This is a genomic window from Shewanella avicenniae, from assembly GCF_017354945.1.
GTDB lineage: Bacteria > Pseudomonadota > Gammaproteobacteria > Enterobacterales > Shewanellaceae > Shewanella > Shewanella avicenniae.
Map to the genome: position 1 here is coordinate 2,122,496 of NZ_CP071503.1, position 25,955 is coordinate 2,148,450.

Genomic DNA, 25,955 nt, shown 5'->3' on the forward strand with positions numbered 1-25,955 from the left:
CTTTTTATTTCGGAAAAACGCCCATGAGCCAGCGTAGTATTCGAAACCTGTTCACCCCCAAATCTATCGCCGTTATTGGCGCTTCCAACTCTCCTGCCCGCGCAGGTTCAGTAGTGATGAAAAACCTGATGGGGTCAGGGTTTGACGGTCCAATCATGCCAGTGAATCCCAAAGCAACTGCCGTTATGGGCGTATTGGCCTATCCCAATATCGAATCACTACCAATTAAACCCGATTTAGCGATCGTTTGTACCCGAGGTGAACGGGTGCCAACCATCATTGAAAAGCTGGCGCAGTTCGGCTGTAAAACCGCAATTGTGATTGCATCAGGGATGAATCAAAGCATTGACGATGCCCCTTCTTTGATGGCGCAGATGTTAGAAAATGCAAAGCGCTATGGGATGCGTATTTTGGGGCCGAACAGTTTGGGGTTAATGCTGCCGAACTTAAAACTCAATGCCACCTTGGCGCATACTGGCGCAATCACTGGCAAGATCGCCTTTGTGTCTCAATCCGCGGCGGTGTGCACCACAGTGCTCGATTGGGCGAATAATAAAGGCATCGGCTTCTCGGCTTTTATCTCTCTAGGTGATGCCAGCGATATCGATTTTGACGAGTTGTTGGATTATCTCGGTCGGGATTCGCGCACCAACGCCATCATGCTTTATGTGGACTCCATCAGCGATAAGCTGCGTTTTTTATCGGCCGCACGCGCCGCATCGCGTCATAAACCCATCCTCGTGATTAAATCTGGCCGCAGCCAAGAAGGAAGCCTTGCCGCTAAGCAACACACAGGCGGCCAAAATGGTAATGATGCCGTTTATGAAGCAGCCTTTAGACGTGCGGGGATGCTTCGAGTCACCGATCTGGTTGAGCTATTTGCGGCGCTAGAAAGCTTAGCGCATCTTAATCCGCTACATGGTGAGCGCTTATCCATTCTCAGTAATGGTGGCGGTCCCGCGGTTTTAGCGGTGGATGAGCTGATGATCAAAGGCGGTAAACTCGCCCAGCTGAGTGATGACAGCATCAGTAAACTCAACGCAGTGCTGCCATCGACCTGGTCAAAGCATAATCCGGTCGACATCATCGGCGATGCAGCTCCGAAGCGATACTGCGATGCCCTTAAAATCATGATGGACAGTGAAGATCTTGATGCGGTGCTGATTTTACACTCGCCGTCGGCTCTCGGAGATGGCAACGCCATTGCTGACGCCATTATCGACACTGTGAAACAGCATCCACGACGTCATCGGGTCAATATTCTCACCAACTGGAGTGGTGAAGATTCAGCTTATCAAGCACGTAAACGGTTTTCTCAAGCAGGTATTCCCACCTACCGCACGCCAGAAGGCGCCGTACGTGCCTTTATGCATATGGTCGAATTCCGTCGTAACCAGAAATTGCTGCAAGAAGTGCCACAATCATTTGCTTCGACCGCAGATAAAGAAACTGCCCATCGGGTATTACAGCAGGCCCTAGCCGATGGCAAGCATGTGCTTGAAACGCACGACGCCCGAGCAATTCTTAAGGCTTATGGTCTGAAAACCATCGATACTTGGTTTGCCAAAGATGCCGATGAAGCGATTGCACTGGCTGAACAACACGGCTATCCGGTGGCGTTAAAAATCCAGTCACCCGATATTCTGCATAAATCTGACGTGCACGGCGTCATGTTAAACCTCAACAACGCTGACGAAGTTCGTCAGGCAGCGGACGCGATTACCAGCCGGGTAAAATCCGCTAATCCATCCGCCAGAATTGAGGGCATGATTGTGCAACGGATGGCACTTACTGCCGGTGCACAGGAACTAAGAGTCGCTATGCTCAATGACCCAGTGTTTGGCCCCGCCATTATGCTCGGTGAAGGTGGCTCGGAGTGGGAACCAACCCGCGATGCCGCAGTTGCCCTACCGCCACTCAACTTAGCACTGGCGCGTTACATGGTGATTCAGGCGCTGAAAACTGGCAAGGTACATGACCGTCATCTACCTAATGGCTTAGATCTCTGGGCCATCTGCCGAATGTTGACCCAAATTTCTAATCTGATTATCGATTGCCCAGAAATAGACCGCTTAGACTTGAACCCTGTGTTGGCCTCGGGTGAAAACATCACCCTGCTAGACGTCAATATTCGTTTGACTGACAGTGTCAAAGACAACGCCTCACGCTTGGCAATTTTGCCTTATCCAAAACAGTTAGAAGAATATGCCACCCTGCGTAACGGCCTAAAAGTGATGTTGCGCCCTATTCTGCCAGAAGATGAACCTAAGCATCTGGCATTTGATAACTCGCTGTCAGATGAGGACCGCTACAAACGTTATTTCGGGGTACGTTCAGCGATGACCCATGAAGAGATGGCGGTACTGACCCAGATCGATTATGCCCGCGAAATGGCATTCATCGCCTCGGCCAAAGATGACAACGGCGAAGAGATCACATTAGGTGCTGTGCGGGCGTCAATTGACCCGGATAACACTGAAGCAGAGTTTGCTATGGCGGTGCGTGGCTCACACCAAGGCATTGGCATTGGTAAGCTATTGCTGGAAAAATTGATCCGCTATTTTAAAGACGCTGGCACACCGGTATTAACCGGCTTTACCATGTTCGAAAACCGCAATATGGCCAATCTTGCCAAGAACTTAGGCTTTACCGTCACCTTTGATATGGAAGAACGATTGATCCATATGCAGTTAGATTTGAATAGCCAAACGTCTCAGCAATAGATTGAACTGTGACCACGAAAAAGCCGCTCTCAGAGCGGCTTTTGACTTCATTACACCAAGCGGTCTGTCGCTCAGTGCGCACTCACACCGGCTGCAGAGTTACGACAAGTCGCAAAGATATCTTTGTCTTGCTCGTAGACACTGGTTTGTACGTTAAACAGCCCTAGTAAGGAATCAAATAAGTTGTCATGAGTGATGCCTGATTTCGCGCTCAGCGAGGTGATACAATCCGCCTTCATGCCATTCGCGGCGACAAAAGGCTCAGGCATCCACAGCAACCAAGGTACTGTGGTCTGTTCTTTCGGCGCAAAGCTGTAAGGACTGCCGTGCAGATACAAACCTTTCTCACCCAATGATTCGCCGTGATCTGAAAGATACATCATTGCCGGTGAATATTTTGTTTGCTGCTCAAGCGCACCAATCACTTCAGAAACAATGTAATCCGTGTACAAAATGGTGTTGTCATAGGTGTTGAGTAACTCTTCGCGCGAGCAATTTTGAATATCACTGCGCGGGCAATCAGGGGTGAACTTGCGGTATTCATCAGGATAACGCAAATAATAAGTCGGCCCGTGGCTGCCAATAATATGCAGTACAATCAGACGATTGGCATTATTGGTAACTGGTTCAGCCAACACTTGCTTTAATTTATCCACCAATACTTGGTCTTTACAAAATTGGCCATCGCAAAATGGCGATTCCATATGGATATCAATAATCTGATTAGTGACTCGATCACAAACGCCTTTGCAGCCACTGTCGTTGTCATACCAAGCCAGGTTAATGCCAGCATGATTTAACACATCGACGATACTGTCTTGCGCCTTGGCTCGGCGACCATCGTAATCTTGGCGTCCCATTCGTGAAAACATGCACGGCAGTGATACAGCTGTGGCAGTACCGCAGGATTGCACATCGGGTAGTGCCTGCAGATCATATTTCGCAGTATATGGATTGGTCTCGCGTTTATAGCCGTAGTATTGGTAATTCATCGCCCGCGCAGTTTCCCCAACCACCATCACTAACAGTTGCGGCTTAGTTTGTGGCGCGGTTGTCACCACTTTGGCGTCCGTCCCGAGTTGACGATATTGAAGCGGCGCTTGTAAGTAATGCTGGTTGATATATTTGGCAGCAGAGCCAATAAAATAGGTCGGAATAATGTAGCGTTTTGCTTCAACGTTATTGCGTAAAAACGAGGCATAGTTTTGCATAAACACGAATGCAATCACACCAACTACCAGCAAGTTACCGCCGATAAACATCAGTTTACGCAACAACTCTTTACCGATGGGACGGTAATCAATTTTCACTTTGTAAAGCAGTGCCGCCGGTAACAATCCAGACAGCAGGAAATTGAGCACCGACGCCCAGTTAAGATAGGTCAACGCTTCGGCAGAATTGGTCTCGAAAGTGTTTTCAATCATCCCAGTGTCGAACACGACGCCGTATTTAAATGCCGCAAAAAATACGCTGGATGACAACAGAATCAGCAGGATAAAAAACGGTTTGAGCAAGTAGCGGAAGCTAAACAGCGAAAAAATAGCGGAAAACAGCGCTACGAGAAACACTGGGATCGTCGCAACGAATATCGGATCTACGTGCGATTGATGTTCCAAACCGCGTTTAACAACCGAGAAAAACGGCAGGTTAAACACCATAACGAAGAACAGGGCCAACAGAAATGTAACCCGATTGACTGATAAAGATTTAAACACCGCAGATCCTATCGCTAAAATGCTACAGCTAAACTATAGCGAAATGCCCAAGTTAACAAGTTGTTATTATTATCCTTTTGGTCTTAAGGTTTTCTTAAGGGCTGATTTAAGCTAAGTCAAAAATAAGTGTTTAAATACTCAGCAATAACCCGCTAAATCGCGCGATTAATTTTTGTCAGAAAGGTCAAAAATTGTTGGCACTCAGTGTCGGTTAGCACTGCCAGCATCTCTTTGGTGAGCTGTAGATGCAATTTATCGTGCTCCTCAAACATCTGCTGACCTTTAGCGGTCAATAGCACTTCAATAGCACGGCGGTCATCCTCGGCCGGTTGCCGCACCACCAAGCCATTTTTCACGAGGCGATCAACCAGCACCGTTAAGGTACCGGTGGTGACGCCGAGCTTTTCTGCCAGGCTTTTCATCCGCAGTGAGCCATGCGCGCCCAAGATTTCCACGGCATGGACCTGCGCTAATGACACCCCTTGATCGCGCACAACACTCTGCTCCCAAGAGGATAAACGCTCGTAAAATTCAACGATGGCGTGATTAATCTCTTGCTGGATGGGGGTATCGGTCATGCTGTTTCCTTACAACTTAGTGATGGTGATGCTCGTAGTCATGGTCATGGTCATGGTCATGGTCATGGTCATGGTCATGGTCATGCAAGTGTTGATGACATTCCGCAGCGGCACAACTTTGTCGTGGTTGCTCGGCGTCATCGCAATCAGCGCAGCAGTTCACTTCAACAGTGAGATGATCAATCTGATTAAACTCCGCCAGCAATTGATGATAAAAATCCACAGATTTCGGCGCATGGCTCACTAGAGATACCATCGCAGCATGGTTGTTAGCACTGACCGGCCAAATATGAATATCCGTGACTTTGTGATCTTGTTGGGCTTCAATCTTGGCGATCACCTTTGCACTCAACTCTGGCGCGACGGAAGCATCGAGCAATATCGGACTGGTTTGCTTCACTAAGCCCCATGCCCAACGGCTAATAATCACCGCGCCGACCACCCCCATCAGCGGATCTAACCAAGTAAAACCGAAGTACTTCCCGGCTAATAAGGCGCCAATGGCCAACAGCGAAGTAAGCGCATCCGCTAACACGTGGAAGTACGCCGCCTTCAAGTTATGGTCATGGTGATGTCCATGGGCATGATCGTGTGAATGTCCGTGCGCCTGTTCATGTGATTGACCGTGCGCATGAGAATGACCGTGATCATGGTGGTGGTGATCATCTTTAAGTAAAAACACGCTGACGACATTCACCAACAAGCCGATTACCGCCACTAATATCGCGTGGTTGAATTGAATATTCTCAGGGTGAATTAGCCGCATCAGCGACTCAATCAACATCACCACCGCCACTAATCCTAAGGCAATTGCGCTGGTAAAACCGCCCAAAACACTCACTTTGCCCGTGCCAAAAGTAAACTGCGGATTGTGCGCATGCTTTCGAGTGTAAGAATAAGCGAACAAGGTCAACATAAACGCTGCGGCGTGGGTGCCCATATGCCAGCCATCGGCTAACAATGCCATCGAGCCGAAAACAGTACCGGCAACAATTTCGGCCACCATGGTAACTAAGGTTAACGCCAGTACAATCTTGGTGCTGCGTTCACCGCCCGCGTTGACCTTACTAAAATTATGCGGCTGTTGCCAACGTGCTGTGCTGTGGAATTGACTCACCATAACCTGCCCATTTAGTTTGAAAAGCTTTTAGTTTGACTATCAAACTATCTTAAACTCAAACTAAATTCAACCGCGGATTAACCTGATGAGATCGGCTACTCAATTGCAGCAAATTCGCCCAATCAGCATGACAGATTCAGTAGTTGGTAATCTTTTGCCGTACCGCAAGCGCGTTATCATTCGTATAATGGCAGCTGTTTGTAGTCATTAAGGATTTAGCATGTCGATCAGTTTTATTTTGGTTCAACCAGCGCGCGCAGCTAACGTCGGTGCTGCCGCTCGGGCGCTTAAAACCCAAGGATTTGCTGAATTGATCGTCGTTGACTCAGACGCGCACCAACAGGAAGAAGCCAGTTGGGTAGCCTGCGGCGCAGAAGATGTACTCGGCAACATTCGAACTGCGGGTTCCCTTGCCGAACTCAAACCTGAATTTGATCTACTGGTGGCGACCACGGCTAGAGAGCGCAGTAATCCGCGCAGTTATCATTCACCGGAGCAGCTTTATCAAATAATCGCCAGCCAAACGCGAACAGCCAACATAGGTATCGTGTTTGGCTGTGAGGCCAGTGGACTCAGTAACAGTGATATCGCGCTATGCGATTTACTCAGCTATGTACCGCTGGCGGTTGAGTACCCTTCGCTTAACTTGGCGCAAGCGGTGATGGTGTATGCCTATGAACTGGGCGCTAAACGCGATGAGCAGCATGCGGCGCAGATTGGCGTAGTGCAACAGACAGCCGATATTCAACAAACTCAAGCGTTAAAGCACAAAGCGCAACTGATGATGGCACAGTTGGGCGCCAGTCATGATGAAAAACTGAATCAATGGTTGATGGATGGCATTGCCATGTTAGGCGAGCGAGATATGAAATTAGCGCATCAATTGATTGGTGATGTGTTAAAGCATCTGCCGAAGTAGCAATAATTAACTATCACCGATGGGAAAATGAAAAGTTGCAGCGCTCATCAGCGCTGCAATACTTGCTGTTGTAATTCGGCAATCCGTTGTAGCGATGCAGATTTATTCTGAGTGCGGCTCCACAAGGTACACTCAACAAATAAGTTAAACCAACTATCAAGCGCCGCTGCATTGTCAGCTTCGCCCCACGCTTCTAATACTAAGCTGGCGACTTCGGCCGTACCCATTTGAAAATCACGTTTGCCTTTGCGCAACCGATAGTTAGCTAACGCCTCACTGCGAAACGACAGCATCGGCAACTGTTGCAGATAAGGGCTTTTACGGAACATTTTTACCGCTTCGCGCCAGCACCCATCTAACAAGATAAATAACGGCGTTTTGCCACTTGCGGCTAATTGCGGCAGCTCTGAACTAAAATCTTCAACCACCCGCTGCTCTAGCGCATATTCGCCAGGAAACACCAGGTACGCTTGATAGCGACTATCGGCAAGCAAAGCCAACAACTCGGCTGACGGTTCGGTGCGTGACCAAAGAAACGCGTGAGTATCAGGAATAAGATCGGCAATGAGTCGTCCGCTATTACTCGGCTTTAACACCTCAGAATCGTACATCACTAGTGCAAAAGCGGCATTGGATACACAAGGGCGACGCCAAGCGCAAGTACAGACCGCTGCTGGCAATAAACATCGGCGACAACGGCACACCTTATTGCCGCGTGAGGCATAAGGCTTGGTAGAAATTGATTGGCGATAATCAAATAAACGATGCACCGCATGTAGCGATTGCTCAGCAACGGGCATCGTTTTAAATGTCTCTTCTACGGACAAGTAATGTACTCACACAAAAGAAAATGGCGCTACGAATTACAAAATTCGGCGCAGCAGTATATCAGCTTTTAAACGGCGAATACGATTTAGGATTTTGCGTACCGGTGCTGGATATTGTTGCAGTGTTTGCAGCTCACGATAGTGAGACAGACGTTGGCAATGCACGAGTAGCTGCTGTTGTTCATCGGCAAAATGTGCTTGTAGCTGTTGCTGATCATCGTGCACCAGCAACCCGTTTTCTAAATCAAGCGCCCAAGCACGCGGATTGAGGTTACTCCCCGTTAGCAGGTGCTGTTTGCGATCAACGCTTATCCCTTTGAGATGGAATGAATTGTCATTGTGCTTCCACAAATGGACATTAAGCAAACCTTTCTCAACCGCCCATTGCTGCCGCTTCATAAATTTACGCAGTGATTGTTCGTATAAGTACGGCAAGGCACCAATCGTCGAAAATGGCTTTTCTGGCGGGATATAGAAATCATTCGCGGTTTTATCGCCCACGACTATGTCAATTTTAATCCCTTTGCGTAAGCGCCGACTGATCGCCCGTGACAACGAATAAGGCGGGTTAAAATATGGTGTACAGATAAACATCTCTGATTCGGCCGATTTCACCAAATCAAGAATGGTGCTATTTAACTTATTCGATTTACGCCCTAACCCCACTAAAGGTGTCACACGTAATCCTGTTGTAACGCCACGAAAGCGATAATTGGCTCGTGCCAACCGTTGCTTAAACGCACGCAGCTGCATTTTATCGGGGCGCACATCATTCACATCTGTCAGCTTAACTACCGCATCATCTTCCAAAATGTCTTGGTCAATCATATCGACCATGGCACAGGCTAATTCGGCAGACTCAATGAGATGATAACGATCGAGCCGGTAACGACCGAGCTTTTGCAGATAGACATTATTAAGGCTGGCACCGCTAAAAATAACCGCATCATCAATGATGAAGCCCTTCAGATGCAGCACACCTAATAATTCGCGCGACTTAACGGGTATACCATAGATATCAAAGGGAGCCGCTGCTTGCTGCATCAATGAACGATACAGCCGATAATTACCACTATCGCCCTTTTGACCAATCAAACCGCGCCGGGCACGATGGTAATCAACCAGCACTTTGATATTCAGTTTAGGATTGGCTGCTTTGGCCGCTAACAGTGCCTCGAGAATTTCACGTCCAGCTTCATCATCTTCAAGATATAGCGCAGCGATATAGATACATTTTTGCGCTTGGTTGATCCGCTCAATCAGGGTTTCCCTGAATTTGGTTGGTGTGTGCAACCACTTAATCGCCTCGGGGGCGATAGCAATGCCTTCCAAATGGTCGAGCAAGATATCCTCCTGTTGATGTTCTCACCACTGAGAACCTGAAAACCCTAATTAGCAACAACTGCCAGTTAAAATAAGGCAATAGAACTTACCCACTTGTGACCTCATCGGCAACAATTTTATCCCTAAGGTGCTGTTCAAATGCGCTATTTTGCGGCAAAAATTGTCAAAAATGATGTTTTGCTAACATAAATCAGCGTTGATGACTGGCGTCAAGTGATGCTCAACAGGCACAATAACCCAGTTAAATAAAGACTCTGTAGGCGCATGAATGAAGAACAAGCAGTTGTGGATCACCCTGTTAGCAACCCTTGCCGCGGCGTGGGGATTATTCCACTTTAAAGATTGGTTAGGTCCATTGGTGTTTCCGCTGTATATCGGCCTTGTAGTGTATGTCACCCTGAAAATCTACCGTTTAATGGAGTCAGATGATTAACCTCAGGCGCGTCTTAGCAGCAGTACTCGTTATCGGCGTCAACCCACATGTTAACGCCGATAACGCCAATCTATTGCAAGATTGGCAACAGTTACGCCCCGAGCACGGCCAGGTATCGCTTATATTGGCCGATCCCCAAGGCAAACGCTTAATCGATAGCGATAGCCATAAATTATTGTTGCCTGCCAGTACCCAAAAATTATTGACCGCCGTTGCCGCCGCCACCTTATTGGGAGACGAATTTCAGTTTTACACTCGCTTGCTATACCGTGGTGAACTCAAATCAGGTGGGCTCAATGGAGACCTGATTATTCAATTTGATGGCGATCCTCAGCTGAGCGCTGAGCAACTCGGACAACTGCTACAACACCTCACCGACGCCGGAATTAAGCAGATTAACGGCGACATCATTATTGCCAACAACGATCTTGCGCCCCAATGGGCCGCAGGTTGGCTGTGGGATGATTTAGGCGTGTGCTTTGCCGCCCCCGTCGGAAAATTAGTTTTAGATCAAAACTGTGTCAAAGGCTCGCTCACGGCCAATGCCGATAACAGCAGTCGGCTGTATCTGCGTTATCCACTTACCGTGAGTAACAGTGCACAGTATCAACCTGAGACGCCTGCAGCATTGTGTAAACTGCATCTGCAATATCATCGGTCAAATCAATATCAATTGAGTGGCTGTTATCAACAGAAAAACCCGTTACCGCTGGAAGTCGCTATTGTTGATCCGGCCGCTTATATCCAAGCGCAAATCAAACAAAGGTTCCCACGCCATGTAGACCTTCGAGGCAGTATCAAAATTGCTGCAACCGATATCAAAGACACCAAAGCGTTGCTGAGTTTTCCATCAATGCCGCTACGACTATTGATCATCAAGATGCTAACCAAATCAGACAATTTAATTGCCGATGCACTTATGAAAAAACTGGGTGAAGTAAAGTTTGGCCAGTATGGATTTGAGTTTGGCGCCGAGGCAATCAAACAAACCCTAGAGGGCCTCGGGATAGATCTTGAAACGGCCAATATCGTCGATGGCTCAGGCTTATCGCGCTATAACCAGTTAACCGCGGCGCAACTGTTTCAGATATTGTTGCTTATCCAACAGGAGCCCAAGTTAAATTGGCTCATTAGCGCCCTGCCCGTTGCAGGAGAGAGTGGCACGCTAAAGCACAAACGCGGCTATCTTAATCCGCAACTGCGCGGTGGCGTAATGGCCAAAACCGGCAGTATGACCGGCGTTGATAACTTGGCTGGGTTCCTACGGATTGACGAACAGCAGCCACAACTTTATCCGTTTGTGATCATGGAAAATGGACTGTCCGCTGCGGCTTATCGGCCAGCAAAATTTTCACCACCATTTCTTATCTTTGCCCGAAATGCCTTACAACAAGCGCAAAAGCACCAAGTGGCAAAACAGCCAGCCACAAGCAAGTCTCAATCGTCGCCAACAGCTGAAGCCACCAACCGCAGTTTAAACACACCCAAAGCCGCTGATAACTAAGCTCCGAACCGGTGATTAATTTGAAAACAGGGACTCAAAGTCCCTGTTGTTAGTTGAATATTTATGACTTAAAACAGCTCAGCCTCTAGTTGCATGGTGCTATCAGCACCACAGGTAACTGCGGCGAGGTGCATATCAAACCGCCCAACTAATCGGGTGAAATAGTAATCACACAACTTCTGTTTGCTTCGCACCAGTGTAACGGGTAACTTGGCTTGGCATGCTTGAGCCCGTTCACTCATGGTCAACCAATAGTAACCACACAGCATATAGCCAAAGGCATTAAGCGCATCAACCGCAACCGCATTAATCAAGTCAGGCGCTGTCGACTTTTGTTCAGCAATGGCTGCAATCGCATCGCTAAATTGGCGTTGCTGCGCTAATTGATGTTCCACATAAGCCGCAGGCACACGGCTGAAGGATGTTAACGCGTCTGTCATCTCGGCCAACAGTTGGTTTAAGGTTTCAGCACGATCAGCAACTAATTTACGCCCAAGAAAATCAATTGCTTGAATCCCGTTAGTCCCTTCATAAATCTGGGCAATACGTGTATCACGCACCCACTGTTCGATGCCAGTTTCACGGATATAACCATGTCCGCCAAACACTTGCTGTGCATCAATGGTGCAATCTAAGCCACGGTCAGTCAAAAACGCCTTGGTCACAGGGGTTAACAGCGCAGCCAATTTGGTCGCATAGGCTTTTTGATGTGGATCTTCGGCAAACTTGGCCAGATCCAACTGCAACCCGGTCATCACCGCCATGGCTCTGCCCGCTTCGGTCAAACAGCGAATATTGAGCAACATGCGGCGCACATCACCATGGACAATAATCGGTGCTATTTCCGCACTAGCCCCCGGCGCTGAGCCTTGTTTACGTTCTTTAGCATACTCAGCCGCCAAAGAGTAAGCCGCTTGAGCACTGCCGAGCCCTTGAATACCGATAGACAAACGCTCGTAATTCATCATGGTGAACATACACACCAAACCACGGTTAGCGCGGCCGACTAAGTAACCTTGGGCATTGTCGTAATGCATCACGCAGGTGGCTGATGCCTTAAGCCCCATTTTGTGTTCAATCGCGCCCGCGGTGACGCCGTTAGATTCACCGCTATTACCAGCTTCATCAACGGCAAGTTTCGGTACAGCAAACAGTGAAATACCATCACTGCCATCAATTTTAGCCAGCACCAAATGGATGATATTTTCAGTCAAATCATGATCACCGCCGGTAATGAAGATTTTGCTGCCGTTGATGCGATAACTGCCGTCAGCTTGTGGTGTTGCCTTGGTGAGAATATGGCGCAAATCAGAACCGGCCTGCGGCTCGGTCATATCCATGGCACCGGCCCATTCGCCTGAATATAACTTAGGCAAGAAACGTTGCTTCAGCGCTTCATCACCATGGGCGTGAATACACAAGGCAGCCCCGGCGGTCAATGAGGCATAAAGGTTAAAAGCGTTACTGGCGCTATAACCGAGTTCATCAACCAACACGCCGAGCATTTTTGGCATACCCATACCGCCAAATTCTGGCTCGCCACAAAGGCCGATCCAGCCCCCTTCCATATACTGCTGATACGCAGCGGCATAACCGGCTGGCGTTGTGACTTGCCCATTATCAAAGCTCACGCCTTGTTCATCACCCGCACGATTTAACGGCGCGACTACTTCTTCATTAAACTTTGCAGCTTCAGCAAGAATGGCGGCGGCTGTGTCGCTTTCTATTGTCTCGGCAAGCGCTGGAATGGCTTGCCAAACACTGTCGGCATCAAAAACCTGCTGTAAAAGGAACTGCATATCTTGCAGTGGCGCTTGATATGAACTCATGCCGGGCCTCATTAATTTTCAAACGAGTGTTTAATTTATCGATTCCCTAATAGTTTGGCAAACACTCAAACAAAAACAGCAGTACAGATCACTAATTAACGCCCTAATCTAAAAACAAAAAAGCCGGTGCTTATTTAGCAACCGGCTTTAAATCAAACGCGTGAACTACCTAACAGATACTGATGACATCTTCTTCGCTATGCTCTTTCGGCAACCGCTGCATCACATCGAGAAGCAGTGGATTCCCCAGAATATAACTGCGCTCTTTGTTATCTAGAACACTCAACAAACCGGATTGGCTTTGCGCCTCTTGCACTTTGACCCGCGCAATCGCATCAAGCGCTTCAATCTGGCCGCCCGGTACATGGGTCGGCAATTTATCCATAATCGCCATATGCAGCTGCATTAACGCAGGATGTTTCAAAAGATCAGGTAACGCCCAAATCTGTTGTAACGATTGTTCATAGGCCTTTCTGGCTTCCGCCGCAGCAAGCAGAAGTTCGGGTGGTTCAATCTCTTCTGGCGTAGCCAGCAGTTTTTTTGATTTCACCCATTCTCCCAGCTTTTGAGAGGCGGTAGCCATGGATAACGGCACCGCGATCCACAAACCTAACAAGGCAGGCGATAACCACGCCAGCAAAGTCCACGAGTCTAAGTAGGCAAAATAAGTCATCAGAATACCCAACAACATATGCCAACGGTGCCGATAAAACACATCTTTCAGTGGCAAACTGCCATCGTCACGACGCTGCGGAGCCCAGCCGCTGTCTTTACCAGAAATAATCGAAAACACCGCGCCGCAATGGATAAACATCATGATTGGAGCAATCAATGCCGATACGATGATCTCCAGCAGAATACTGCCGATGACCCGAATCCGCCCACCTAAAATACGGCAATGATTTTTGTCGGTTAACAATAACAGCGAACCAAAGATTTTCGGCGCAAACAGAATCGCCATGGTGATGTAAAACAGACGCAGAGCGCGTTCGGAATCCATCACCGGCCATTTTGGGAACAGCGAAAATTGATCGGTAAAATATTCAGGGCGAATATAGTGCGCCTGCAATGCCAGTAACAAACCAGTGAGGATCAACATCAGCCAAAACGGAGACGACAGATAAGACATGATCCCGGTAACGAGATGCAAACGACTGACCCAGTGCAAGCCCTTGGTGGGCAAAATGCGGCTGTGTTGTAGGTTACCTTGACACCAACGACGATCACGAATCGCCATATCAATCATCGACGGTGGACATTCCTCAAATGAACCGGGCAGATCGGCGGCAATTTTAACGCTCCAGCCCGCTCGGCGAATTAGTGCGGCTTCTACAAAGTCATGGCTAAGAATATGACCACCAAACGGCGGTTTCCCCTTTAGAGTGGGCAACCCGGCACATTCAACAAAGGCTTTGACGCGAATGATCGCATTATGGCCCCAGAAGTTACCCTCTTTGTGAACCCACCACGCCAAACCTGTGCCGATTACAGGACCATAAAAACGAGCGGCAAACTGCTGCACCCGCGCCAATACAGTTGTGCCACGCACCAGATACGGAATGGTTTGAATAAGACCCGCGTCTGGATCGGCCTGCATCCTGCGCGCAAGCTCTAAAATACAGTGACTTTGCATCAGGCTGTCGGCATCTAGCACCAACATGCTGTCGTAATGCGCCGCCCAGCGGGTACAAAAATCGGCAACGTTACCCGACTTTCTCGCGGTATTTTTGCGGCGCCGACGATAAAACACTTGAGCACGGCCAGCAACTCGCTTGCGCAACAGCCAAAAGGCTTGCTCTTCAGCGAGGGCAATATCGGGATCAGTGGTATCGGATAAAATAAACCAAGAAAACTGCTTATGCTCTTCAGTATCACGAGTGTACTGCACTAATCGCGTTGCCATGGTTTCCACTGCCGAAAACACCCGGTCAGGTGACTCATTATAGGTAGGCATTAACACCGCGACTTGCTGATTGAGGATCAGATTGGTGGTGTTATTGTGGTTACCATAACGCTGAGCAAACAGTTTAACCACACCGGCAACGCCGCCACAAAAGGCCAAGGCAATCCAACAAAAATTCACCGCGAACAGCAGTAATACGAGGTATTCAAGCGGCGTTACCGCGGCGACACTGAATACCTGCAGCATTTCATTAATCGCGAACAGCGATAGTGCAATGGCCGAGCCGACCACTAATACACGTCGGCTTGGGTTCGATTTTACACCACGGATTCTGACGCTCTCGCGCGGAAACCCCTTGCTCAGTTTTTTCAAATCCTGTGCTGGCATCGGCTGTGGTCGTTCAGGTGGCATCGCTGGACCACCCACCAGTTCTGGCTGTTGTTCGTCGAGCAAACTGCCATAAAGCTGCGAATCCATGTTAGCTCCTGTTACTTCGACCAACGATACAACCAGGTTTCAACTTTGCCCGGCGCAGCGGCATTGGGGTTTTGCTCATCAAACTGCAATTCTGCTCTTAATTCAGCGACATTGGCCTGTAATGGATCAAACTCAAAGGACACGCGGTAGCCACCGTTGTAGCTATTTTCTCGCACCACCACATTGCTAATGGTGCCGACATTCGCCTCAATTTTAGCCATTGGCAACACGGCTGGGCGTTTTGCGCCATTGAGCTGATAGTCGATCACAAACAGACGACGCGCGGTAGGTTTAGAGATATCAGCTCGACCACTTGAGGTGCGCTGAATGGTGACCGTACCCGGTTTAATAGATGGCTCATTACCCCAAGTTAAGCGATAGGCCAAGCGATATTCACCGCCAGCTTTTAGTGCATCTTTCGGCCGCCAAAACATCACGATATTGTCATGAATTTCCGCTTGTGATGGAATTTCAGTCAACACTACGGCGCCTTGTCCCCAATTGCCGAGCGGCTCCACCCATAAGCTTGGCCGTTTTTCAAAGTTAGCGTCCACGTCTTGGTAGGCTTCAAAATTACGTTGCCGTTGGATCAACCCAAACCCTTGTGGAGCATTGTCCATAAAGGCAGAGATCTGCAAATTGGTTGGATTAGCCAGTGGCCGCCACAAACGCTCGCTGCGACCATTGAGCATCAACAACCCGTCTGAGTTGTGTACTTCAGGACGATAGTCATCGATGCCTTGGCGACCATTGAGCGAATGTTTGAACATACTGGTTTCAGGTGCTAAGCCAATATTTTGCAGGTCGACACGAGGATACAACACAGCCTCAACGTCCATCTGAGTGCTATCTCCTGGACGCACGGAAAAACGATAAGCACCACTGACACTTGGGCTATCAAGCAAGGCGTAAATCACCATCAGATTGGAATCTGCTTGCGGCTCTTCAATCCAAAAGGCTTTAAATACTGGGATCTCTTCCCCTGCTGGGTCGGCAGTGCGCAGCGCTAAGCCGCGCGCTGATAATCCGTAACTGTCGTTTTTGCCCAAAGCTCTAAAATAGGTAGCCCCTTGAAACACCAATAATTCGTCATAATAATCAGCGCGATTCAGTGGGTAATGTAAGCGCAAACCACTGTAACCAATGTCGCCTTTCGGCAATTGCTTGGTAAAAGCATTCCCGGTCATAAAATATTCGGGGTTGTAAGCTAAATGGGTGGCTAAATTGCCGTTGACTAACGCCAGCTCGACTTTGTTTTTGTAGTAAAAACCGCGATGAAACATCTGCATTTGGTAAGGCAAGCGAGCCCCTTTCCAAAGCGCTTCATCAGGACGAAATCGAATATCAGAATACTGGCTGTAATCCAAAGCATTGAGCGATTCAGGCAGGGTTTCATCTGGTGCTTGATACGGTTTAGCCGCCAACTGCTTGGCCAACTCCATTACAGTATTTGGGCTAAAAATGCCGCTTTTCGCAAACTGCGCCTTCACTGCATTATCCGGCTTATTGGCTTCAGCGGTGGCGGGTTTTGGCGCCAATACGGACTCAACCTTGTTTTCCAGAACTAACGGCGTTGTTGGATTAGCGCCAGCCACAGCCGCGCCGCAAAGACCTATTGAGACCAATAGGGTTAACGCCTTAAATTTTCTGGTTCGACTTAACATCTATTTACTAACCTTCCGCAATGAAAAAGAGACTTGTTGGATCGAGTTCAGCCACGATCGGCCTAATAATTATGAGTGGTGTCGGTTGACTTCGCTAAGCTACTACCAATTAGATATTAAGAAAAGCTTTGTTAACTTAGGACGTTGTTTTAACACATCTTTCGCTCATTTTTTACAAAATAGATTATCAAGTTGAAAAGTAGCTGAAAAATTTTTGCAACGCCTATGTTGTATCGTTAAATTTATGTCGGCAAAGCTGTTGAAAAATTGAGATGATTAATTAACAAATTGGTGAAGATTTGCTGTCCATTCAATGACTCTCTACTTTAGCGTCCACTAGCTTAATGACAGGTTAATGGATGGCCGGATGCCGACATTGCTCGCATTAGATTTGGCACAATATATTGCGCTAAATAATAAAAAAAACCAGTCAATTGACTGGTTTTTTTTCAACGTTACGTCAGCCAATTATTGGCTATTTTTTCCGGTCCAACGATCCATCCACCCCAATACTTTGGCATACCATTGTTCTAGGTTATCAGGATTCAAAATCCAGTGGTTTTCATCAGGAAATACCAGCAGCTCTGACGGAATGTTATTGCGCTGCATATAAGAAAATGCCGCCAAACCTTGGTCATAAGGAACACGGAAGTCTTTTTCGCCGTGAATAACCAACATAGGGGTTTTCCAGTTCTGTACAAAATTCGCTGGGTTGAATTTCTCATACAGATCTTTCGCTTGTTCGTAACTGCCACCAAACTCATGCTCAGGGAACCACAGCTCCTCAGTCACATGATACATAGAACGCATATCAAACAAGCCAGCATGGTTCACTAAACACTTGAAGCCATCATTCCAGTTACCTTGGATCCAGTTCATCATGTAACCACCATATGAACCGCCTAAGGCACAGGCGTTACTTGCATCGATCCAGTCTTGCTGTGCTGCGGCAGCTGCGAGGCCTTTTTGCAAGTCTTCTAACGGCTTACCACCCCAATCTAAACTGATTGAATCAGTAAAGGCTTGGCCATAACCGGTTGAACCATGGAAATCGACCATAACGACCGCATAGCCAGCGCCCGCCCAGAGTTCAGGGTTCCAACGGGAGCTGAAGCTATTGCCGAATGAACCTTGTGGGCCACCGTGGACTAAGAAAGCAACCGGATACTTTTTGCCCGGCTCAAAATTAGCGGGCTTTAGCCAGTAACCGTAAACTTCTTCGTTATTCCAGCCTTTAAAGCTGAATTGTCCAAAGTCGCCGAATTTGATTTTGTCCAACTTGGCGCGGTTAACATCTGTTAAACGCTGCAAATCTTGGCCATCCATATTCATTGACCATAGATCGCCCGGTTCAACCAGCGAAGAATGACGAATAACTAAACGTTCACCCGCAATACCAATCAGGCTGTTAGCACCATCGTTATACAAGGGACGCACATCGCCAAATTGAGTATTAATAGCAAAAACTGACACCTGCCCCACATCTTGGGCAGTGACGTACAGGGTGTTGTTGTCTTTACCAAAACTCAGTGATGATGGGCTGCGATCCCACAAAGGAGCCACTTCTTTGGTTTGACCGGTCACAGTATCGCGCAGCATGATGCCATAGCGATCGGCTTCAAAACCTGGCTTTTTCATCGCAAGATAGGCCATATAACGCCCATCGGCGGAAAATACTGGTTGGGCATCCCAAGCAATGTTATCCGCGGTTAAATTAATCGTTTCGCCACCACTGACGGGCACTTGCCACAGATCGTAGTTGGTGGTCCACGCTTGGTCTTTTGATGGCGCTTTGGCGCTATATACTACGTATTTACCATCAGGGGTGAAGGTCACCTCTTCCATGCCAGAAAAGGGTTTTGGCGGGGTTTCGGTATCACGACCTTGAGTCACATCAACGGTTGTACCCAACTTGCCATCGACAATCGGAGCCACTACCAAATGGTTACGCGCATGGTCAAACCATGTATCCCAATGGCGTACCATCAATTGGCTATATTCACGACCAGTCGATTTGCGCTCAGATTCCGCTTTGAATTTATCGGCAGAGCATTGCAGTGTGTCGCATTCTGGGAACACACGAATGCTCATCACCACTTGTTTACCATCATCAGACAGTTTGTAGCCGTCGATATCTAATGGCAGCTCTGACACTTGGCGAGCTTCACCGCCGGTTAATGGCAGTTGATACAGCTGGCTGCTACCGTTACGCGCGGCCACAAAATAGATGCTGTTGTCATCACTGCTGAAGCTGACATCGTGTTCAGTGCCTTTAGCACTGGTTAATTGATATGGCTTGGCATCCTTGTTGGTTAAATCAAGCAGATACAAATCTGAATTAGCTTTGCCATCTTCGCTAACGGCTTTGAGGCCGTACACCAGTTTGGTGCCATCGTGCGAAATTGTGGCAGAGTGAACTTTATTTAACTTAACCAGATCTTGAACGGTGAAAGGGTTTTGTTCAGCGGCCACTGCAGCAACAGACACACCTGCCGCCAACATGGCTAACCCAAGTTTGTTGATTTTCATCTATAGCTCTTCTTGTGGAGTTTAATGATTTAGCAAATTAAAAAAGGGGCCGTTTGGCCCCTTTTGGAAAACATCACGCTTTCGCTTCTTGGATTTTAACTTTCCAAATAGCCGGACCAGTATCGTGAGCGTTTACCCCGTTAGAGTCAACCGCTACAGTAACAGGCATATCCTCAACCTCAAACTCATAAATTGCTTCCATTCCTAGATCTTCGAAAGCGATCACTCGCGCCTTCTTAATCGCTTTAGACACAAGGTACGCAGCGCCACCAACCGCCATTAGATAGACAGCTTTATGGTTTTTAATGGATTCAACAGTTGCTGGACCACGCTCGGCTTTACCGATCATGCCCATCAGTCCGGTTTTCGACAGCATCATCTCAGTGAATTTATCCATACGAGTACTGGTGGTTGGGCCCGCAGGACCTACGACTTCATCACCCACAGGATCAACGGGGCCCACGTAATAGATAAACTTACCGGTAAAGTCAACGCCTTCAGGTAAACCTTCACCACTTTCAAGCAGACTTTGGATACGTTTATGCGCCGCGTCACGACCGGTCAACATCTTACCTGACAGCAACAGTGTGTCGCCACTTTGCCAAGTCTCGATATCGGCTTGAGTAACGGTATCAAGATTCACGCGACGCGTATTACCGCCAGCTTCACGGGTGATTTCTGGCCAATCTTCCAATGATGGAACCGGCAGATGCGCAGGACCACTACCATCCAAATGGAAATGGACGTGGCGAGTCGCCGCACAGTTAGGGATCATCACCACAGGTTTTGATGCCGCATGAGTCGGTGCCGTTTTGATTTTCACATCCAGTACTGTGGTTAAGCCGCCCAGACCTTGCGCCCCAATCCCGAGGTTATTAGCACGTTCAAAAATATCTAACCGTAGTTTTTCTTCGGTCGTTTCTGCACCACGCGCTTTAAGTTCATGAATATCGACACTTTCCATCAAGGCTTCTTTGGCCATCACAGCGGCCTTTTCAGCAGTACCACCAATACCGATGCCGATCATGCCTGGCGGGCACCAACCGGCCCCCATTGTTGGCAGCGTTTTTTCCACCCAAGCGGCAATATCATCAGACGGATTAAGCATCACCATCTTGGATTTGTTTTCTGAACCACCGCCCTTGGCGGCAATAGCCACTTCAATATGATCCCCCGGCACTGACACTAAGTGCACAACCGCAGGGCTGTTATCACGGGTGTTTTTACGGCTACCGGCTGGGTCGGCCACAATCGAGGCGCGTAAGGTGTTGTCGCTATTGGTGTAGGCGCGGCGAGTACCTTCGTCAACCATCTCTTGGATGGTCATGTTTGTTTTATCCCACTGCACGCCCATACCAACGTACACAAAACAGGTCACAATACCTGTGTCTTGGCACAATGGGCGATGTCCTTCAGCAGACATGCGCGAGTTAATTAAGATCTGCGCGATGGCATCTTTAGCGGCAGCACTTTGCTCACGCTCATAGGCTTCCGCCATGGCATCGATAAAATCTTTAGGGTGGTAATAAGAGATATACTGCAGTGCATCGGCAATACTGTCGATGAAATCGGCTTGCTTAATAACAGACATGTTTGCGCTCCGTTGGCTATCTGTCGCTTCCATCTTAATGACACCTTGTTTGGCGGTACGCCCCAAAACCCGCCAAACATCGCATCACAGTCAATACTCACGTAAAAACTCACATAATGTATCTTAGTAAACTCGTTTCAAAATACGAGCTTACGGAAGCCAGATTGGTTCTCTTGGTATAGGTTGCCAAGTATAATACCCTCTCACTACAATTTGGGCTATATCACATTTCAGGTTAATTAAAGGATGTCCGACATCTCAAATTCTCAAGCGATTCACCAAATTACACTTGATTGGCGCTATGCAACCACCGACGTTTTCTCCGCCATTAAGACGTTGCCTTATGCAGTGTTGTTAGACTCTGCCGATGCTGACCATGTTGATGCGCGTTACGATATTTTGACGGCAGAACCGCTGTGCCGACTGATCACCAAAGAAACAAGCACCCTGCTGCTGCGCGCCGATAACAGCGTTGAAGCTGAGTTTTCCAGTGCGATCTGTGATCCGCTCACCTTATTACAGCAGCAATTGAAGCAGTTTTTCCCGCAGCCAACGCTCTCCTCTTTGCCGTTCAGTGGCGGCGCTATGATGGCGCTCAGTTACGATTTAGGCCGTAACATTGAAAAGTTACCCAATCGTGCAAGTAACGATATTGCGTTTCCGCGTTTATTAGCCGGGATTTATGGCTGGGCGTTGCTGCGCGATGCTACCCAAGACATTGGCCAACAATGGCAGTTGGTATCAGTGCGCGAAGATATCGATTTACCCGCCTTAGCGCTGCGTTTGTCGGCACTTGTGAGTAAACATCTTGAGCAATCTCCTGCGCATGCGCCTTTGCCATTCAAATTAACGTCAAATTGGCAGACACAGCTTTCAAAAGCGGAATATCTGCAACGGTTTGAACAAATCCAACAGTATTTGCACAGCGGTGATTGTTATCAAATCAACCTCACCCAACGTTTTTCTGCCCATTACCAAGGGGACGAATGGCAAGCCTATCTGAACCTGAGAGAACATAACGTTGCACCATTTTCCGCTTATTGGGATTGGGACGATAAAGTGATTATCTCTATCTCGCCAGAACGGTTTTTGAAAATTGGCGAAAACCGTACGATTGAGACCAAGCCAATCAAGGGCACTGCGCCGCGCTTCGGCGATCTCGCCGAAGATAATCAGGCTGCTGCTGAATTACAGCAGTCAGAGAAGAATCGCGCCGAAAATCTGATGATTGTTGACCTATTACGCAACGATATTGGCAAAGTGGCCCAAGCCGGCACAGTGCAAGTGCCATCGCTGTTTGCCATTGAAAGCTTTCCTGCGGTGCATCATTTAGTCAGTACAGTAACAGCCACCTTGGCGCTAAATCATTCGGCAACTGATCTGTTGCGCGCGGCATTTCCCGGCGGTTCTATTACCGGCGCCCCCAAAGTACGCGCGATGGAGATCATCGACGAATTAGAGCCATCGCGGCGTAGTATCTATTGTGGCTCGATTGGCTATATTAGTCAGGACGGCAAAATGGACAGCAGCATTACTATTCGTACCTTGTTAGCCACTGAGCAACAGCTATATTGCTGGGCGGGCGGCGGCATTGTGGCAGACTCAAATGGCGAAGCCGAATACCAAGAAAGCTTCGACAAAGTCAGTAAGATTTTGCCTGTATTAGCAAATTAGCAGCACAGACACTGGCAATGCGTTGAGGAATAATTGTGAATACCCTGGCTGAATTACGTACCCATTTTTTGTTGTCCAATAATCCGCAGCAACGGGTGGTCAACACCAAGGGGATTTCATTGCGTTCAGCCGCAGTATTGATGGCGTTTTCTGAAACACCCGATGGCGTCGAACTGTTATTAACTCTGCGCCCCGATCATTTAAAAGCGCATCCAGGGCAGATAGCATTTCCCGGCGGTAAGCCAGAGCCACAAGATAGCTCAATGGTGCACACCGCGCTGCGCGAAGCGTGGGAAGAAGTAGCCCTTGCCCCCGAGCAAGTTGAGGTGCTTGGGGTGTTACCACTGCACAATACCCTCACGGGGTTTTCGATTACGCCAGTGGTGGGCATCATAGATAAGCCATTCACACCAAGCTTAGATGCCCAAGAAGTGTCTGAAAGTTTTACGGTGCCTTTATCTTTTTTGATGGCACACGAACACAGGCACACACTGTGGCTACCTCGCAGCAACCATTTGATTCCTATTACTTTTATCCCATACCAACAAAGGCTAATCTGGGGCGCCACTGCAGCAATTATTGATACCCTTTGTCGCCAGCTTTCAAAAAATTAGCTCGCTGTTATCGCCGCAAAAGCTTAGATCAGGAACATCAAGTAAAGGCCTGAGGTAATAGACACCATCAGCAATAGCGGAATGTTAAACCAATAGCCCATACGGCTGTGGCTGGCGCAATACCAATTGACCAACAAGCTTAAAAAACTGATCGCGGCACAGGCCCAAATAATTTGCTCTAGATGGGCAGTCGCCACCGGGTCCCAATTTAGCCGCACCGGTACACCACGACTTAAAAAATATCCCACCTGCCGATCTGGGCGTGCATCGTCAAACAGCAGTAAGGCATAAACCGCTAAGCCCCACCCTGCAATTGATAGGATGGCGAGTAATAATTGCAATATGCGCAATTTGCTCATATCGACCTCCTGCCACTTAATATCCTTGAAGGATATGAAGAATACCTTTTTCAGCTTGAGAAAAGCCACCAGCAAGGTAATATAAACGTCCAAATTTTTTCCTGTGTGATCAATATCGTTGCTTATCGAGGCAAAAGCCAAGAAAACGACGACAAAGCAGGCAGTTATTATTTTAGTGGAGTTCAAAGCAATAATGAGTGTTGCATCTGTCGCATCTGTATTTAAAGGTGAGCATCCGGTGGGAAGCGAAGTCACAGTCCGTGGCTGGGTTCGTACTCGCCGTGATTCAAAAGCTGGAATTTCGTTTCTGGCGATTTATGACGGTTCGTGTTTCGACCCGATCCAAGGCGTAGTCCCAAATAGCTTGCCTAATTACAATGACGAAGTGCTGCACTTAACTGCTGGCTGCTCTGTTGTGGTGACAGGTGAAGTCGTAGAAAGCCCTGGCGCTGGCCAAGATTTCGAGCTGCAAGTCACTCAGGTGGAAGTGGCTGGTTGGGTCGAAGATCCTGACACCTATCCAATGGCCGCTAAGCGCCACAGTGTTGAACACTTGCGCGAACTGGCACACTTGCGTCCACGCACTAACTTGATTGGTGCTGTGATGCGCGTACGTAACTGCCTATCACAAGCGATTCATCGTTTTTACCACGAAAACGGTTTCATCTGGGTTGCGACTCCGTTAATCACCGCATCTGACTGTGAAGGCGCCGGTGAAATGTTCCGTGTATCAACTCTGGACATGGAAAACCTACCTCGCACTGACGCAGGTAAAGTAGATTACGATAAAGACTTCTTCGGTAAAGAAGCCTTCTTGACTGTGTCTGGCCAATTGAACGGCGAAACCTACGCCTGTGCCCTGTCAAAAATCTACACCTTCGGCCCGACCTTCCGTGCTGAAAACTCAAACACCAGCCGCCACTTGGCGGAATTCTGGATGGTTGAGCCAGAAGTTGCGTTTGCTGAACTGAATGACGTAGCCGCACTGGCAGAAGGCATGTTGAAGTACTGCTTCAATGCCGTACTGCAAGAACGTATGGACGATCTGCAATTCTTCGAACAACGCGTAGACAAAACTGTTATCGAGCGTTTGAAAAACTTCGTTGATAGCGACTTTGCTCAGGTGGATTACACTGACGCCGTTGAAATCTTGAAGAACTGCGACAAGCAGTTTGAGTTCCCAGTTGAATGGGGTATCGACCTTCAGTCAGAACACGAACGTTATCTGGCCGAAGAACACTTCAAAGCCCCTGTGGTGGTGAAGAACTATCCAAAAGATATCAAAGCCTTCTACATGCGCCTCAACGAAGATGGCAAAACAGTAGCAGCAATGGACGTGTTGGCACCTGGCATCGGTGAAATCATCGGTGGTTCACAACGTGAAGAACGTTTGGACGTGCTGGATGCCCGTATGGCTGAAATGGATCTGAACCCAGAAGATTACTGGTGGTATCGCGATCTGCGTCGTTACGGCACAGTACCTCACGCAGGTTTCGGTCTAGGCTTTGAGCGCTTAGTGTCTTATGTGACAGGTGTAAACAACATTCGCGATGTGATCCCATTCCCTCGCGCACCACGCACAGCGAACTTCTAATCGCTGCAGAAAACGCGCCGCAAGGCGCGTTTTTGTTTTATAAGCGCGCGATACGTCTCACACATTAGCGTGCTAACACAGTAAAGTGCTCGTCCTAGTTTTTAGCGGAGAATCCCCGTGGCAAACGATGAAATTCAACGGTTTACCGTTTCCCTACCGCAATCGTTATTTGAAGAAATTGAAACCGATATTGCCTCCCGCGGTTATCAATCTCGCTCGGAGTATATTCGCGATCTGTTTCGCGACCGCATTGTTGATAAACAGTGGAATGACAGCGTTGATGATGTGGTGGGCGTGTTGACACTGATTTTTGACCATCATCAACGTGGATTATCTGAACGCCTGATTGAAATCCAACATAACCATTTGGTGCATATTCTGTGCAGTACCCACGTGCATATAGATCATCACCGCTGCTTGGAAACCATCATTTTGAAAGGCCAAGCTAAAGAGGTGAATCATTTGGTGAATCAAATTTCTGCATTGAAAGGGGTCAATCTCGCCCGACTCAGCAGAGCTGGCGTGGTGTAAAGTAACACCTATATAACAGCAACTGCC

19 protein-coding genes are annotated in these 25,955 nt (G+C 48.2%); 8 read left to right on the top strand and 11 right to left on the bottom strand.

From position 1 onward, the window contains the following. The first annotated feature begins 23 nt into the window (after positions 1-23). Positions 24-2,723 (top strand): bifunctional acetate--CoA ligase family protein/GNAT family N-acetyltransferase, encoded by a 2,700-nt coding sequence (locus tag JYB87_RS09385; RefSeq protein ID WP_207353251.1) that lies wholly within the window; start codon positions 24-26, stop codon positions 2,721-2,723. Positions 2,724-2,794: 71 nt separating this feature from the next. Here JYB87_RS09385 and JYB87_RS09390 read toward each other — a convergent pair whose 3' ends face one another. The 3 genes from JYB87_RS09390 to dmeF all read right to left on the bottom strand — a co-directional run bounded on the left by JYB87_RS09390 (position 2,795) and on the right by dmeF (position 6,136). Then, complete coding sequence (locus tag JYB87_RS09390; protein WP_228729831.1) at positions 2,795-4,438, bottom strand: phosphoethanolamine transferase; 1,644 nt, start codon at positions 4,436-4,438, stop codon at positions 2,795-2,797. A gap of 152 nt (positions 4,439-4,590) precedes the next feature. Then, positions 4,591-5,016, bottom strand: a complete 426-nt coding sequence (locus JYB87_RS09395) for a MarR family winged helix-turn-helix transcriptional regulator (protein ID WP_207353252.1) — start codon at positions 5,014-5,016, stop codon at positions 4,591-4,593. A gap of 16 nt (positions 5,017-5,032) precedes the next feature. After that, on the bottom strand, positions 5,033-6,136 hold the full coding sequence (gene dmeF / locus JYB87_RS09400) for a CDF family Co(II)/Ni(II) efflux transporter DmeF (protein ID WP_207353253.1): 1,104 nt from the start codon (positions 6,134-6,136) through the stop codon (positions 5,033-5,035). Between the two features lie 220 nt (positions 6,137-6,356). Here dmeF and JYB87_RS09405 point away from each other — a divergent pair, with 220 nt between their 5' ends. Next, complete coding sequence (locus tag JYB87_RS09405; RefSeq protein WP_207353254.1) at positions 6,357-7,055, top strand: tRNA/rRNA methyltransferase; 699 nt, start codon at positions 6,357-6,359, stop codon at positions 7,053-7,055. 47 nt (positions 7,056-7,102) lie between these two features. Here JYB87_RS09405 and JYB87_RS09410 read toward each other — a convergent pair whose 3' ends face one another. Further along, on the bottom strand, positions 7,103-7,855 hold the full coding sequence (locus JYB87_RS09410; RefSeq protein WP_207353255.1) for a tRNA-uridine aminocarboxypropyltransferase: 753 nt from the start codon (positions 7,853-7,855) through the stop codon (positions 7,103-7,105). A gap of 63 nt (positions 7,856-7,918) precedes the next feature. Next, complete coding sequence (gene pssA / locus JYB87_RS09415) at positions 7,919-9,226, bottom strand: CDP-diacylglycerol--serine O-phosphatidyltransferase (protein WP_207353256.1); 1,308 nt, start codon at positions 9,224-9,226, stop codon at positions 7,919-7,921. Positions 9,227-9,494: 268 nt separating this feature from the next. Here pssA and JYB87_RS09420 point away from each other — a divergent pair, with 268 nt between their 5' ends. Then, complete coding sequence (locus tag JYB87_RS09420; RefSeq protein ID WP_207353257.1) at positions 9,495-9,659, top strand: hypothetical protein; 165 nt, start codon at positions 9,495-9,497, stop codon at positions 9,657-9,659. Further along, positions 9,652-11,163, top strand: a complete 1,512-nt coding sequence (gene dacB / locus JYB87_RS09425) for a D-alanyl-D-alanine carboxypeptidase/D-alanyl-D-alanine endopeptidase (RefSeq protein ID WP_207353258.1) — start codon at positions 9,652-9,654, stop codon at positions 11,161-11,163. The genes JYB87_RS09420 and dacB overlap by 8 nt, the downstream gene beginning before the upstream one ends. Positions 11,164-11,231: 68 nt before the next feature. Here dacB and JYB87_RS09430 read toward each other — a convergent pair whose 3' ends face one another. From JYB87_RS09430 to JYB87_RS09450, 5 genes are all read right to left on the bottom strand, one after another. Further along, the gene (locus tag JYB87_RS09430) at positions 11,232-12,992 is read right to left on the bottom strand and encodes an acyl-CoA dehydrogenase (RefSeq protein WP_207353259.1); all 1,761 of its coding nucleotides are present in this window, start codon (positions 12,990-12,992) and stop codon (positions 11,232-11,234) included. A 169-nt stretch (positions 12,993-13,161) separates the two neighbouring features. After that, a complete protein-coding gene (gene mdoH, locus JYB87_RS09435; RefSeq protein WP_207353260.1) occupies positions 13,162-15,372 on the bottom strand; it encodes a glucans biosynthesis glucosyltransferase MdoH in 2,211 nt (736 codons plus the stop codon). Positions 15,373-15,383: 11 nt separating this feature from the next. Next, positions 15,384-17,036, bottom strand: coding sequence for a glucan biosynthesis protein G (locus JYB87_RS09440; protein ID WP_207353261.1), 1,653 nt, complete (start codon positions 17,034-17,036; stop codon positions 15,384-15,386). A 468-nt stretch (positions 17,037-17,504) separates the two neighbouring features. Then, positions 17,505-19,565: a dipeptidyl-peptidase 5 gene (locus tag JYB87_RS09445; protein ID WP_207353262.1), complete on the bottom strand. Its 2,061-nt coding sequence runs from the start codon at positions 19,563-19,565 to the stop codon at positions 17,505-17,507. 73 nt (positions 19,566-19,638) lie between these two features. Further along, positions 19,639-21,156, bottom strand: coding sequence for a fumarate hydratase (locus tag JYB87_RS09450; protein WP_207353263.1), 1,518 nt, complete (start codon positions 21,154-21,156; stop codon positions 19,639-19,641). 246 nt (positions 21,157-21,402) lie between these two features. Between JYB87_RS09450 and pabB the strand changes: the two genes are divergently transcribed. Beyond that, entirely contained in the window at positions 21,403-22,830 is a 1,428-nt protein-coding gene (gene pabB, locus JYB87_RS09455; RefSeq protein ID WP_207353264.1) for an aminodeoxychorismate synthase component I, read from the top strand. 35 nt (positions 22,831-22,865) lie between these two features. Next, a complete protein-coding gene (locus JYB87_RS09460) occupies positions 22,866-23,444 on the top strand; it encodes a CoA pyrophosphatase (RefSeq protein ID WP_228729832.1) in 579 nt (192 codons plus the stop codon). Positions 23,445-23,467: 23 nt separating this feature from the next. On the opposite strand, the gene JYB87_RS09465 is transcribed toward JYB87_RS09460, so the two are convergent. After that, on the bottom strand, positions 23,468-23,803 hold the full coding sequence (locus tag JYB87_RS09465; RefSeq protein WP_207353265.1) for a hypothetical protein: 336 nt from the start codon (positions 23,801-23,803) through the stop codon (positions 23,468-23,470). A 193-nt stretch (positions 23,804-23,996) separates the two neighbouring features. Here JYB87_RS09465 and asnS point away from each other — a divergent pair, with 193 nt between their 5' ends. Continuing rightward, a complete protein-coding gene (asnS, locus tag JYB87_RS09470) occupies positions 23,997-25,397 on the top strand; it encodes an asparagine--tRNA ligase (RefSeq protein WP_207353266.1) in 1,401 nt (466 codons plus the stop codon). A gap of 117 nt (positions 25,398-25,514) precedes the next feature. Next, a complete protein-coding gene (nikR, locus tag JYB87_RS09475; protein WP_207353267.1) occupies positions 25,515-25,928 on the top strand; it encodes a nickel-responsive transcriptional regulator NikR in 414 nt (137 codons plus the stop codon). Positions 25,929-25,955 lie beyond the last annotated feature (27 nt).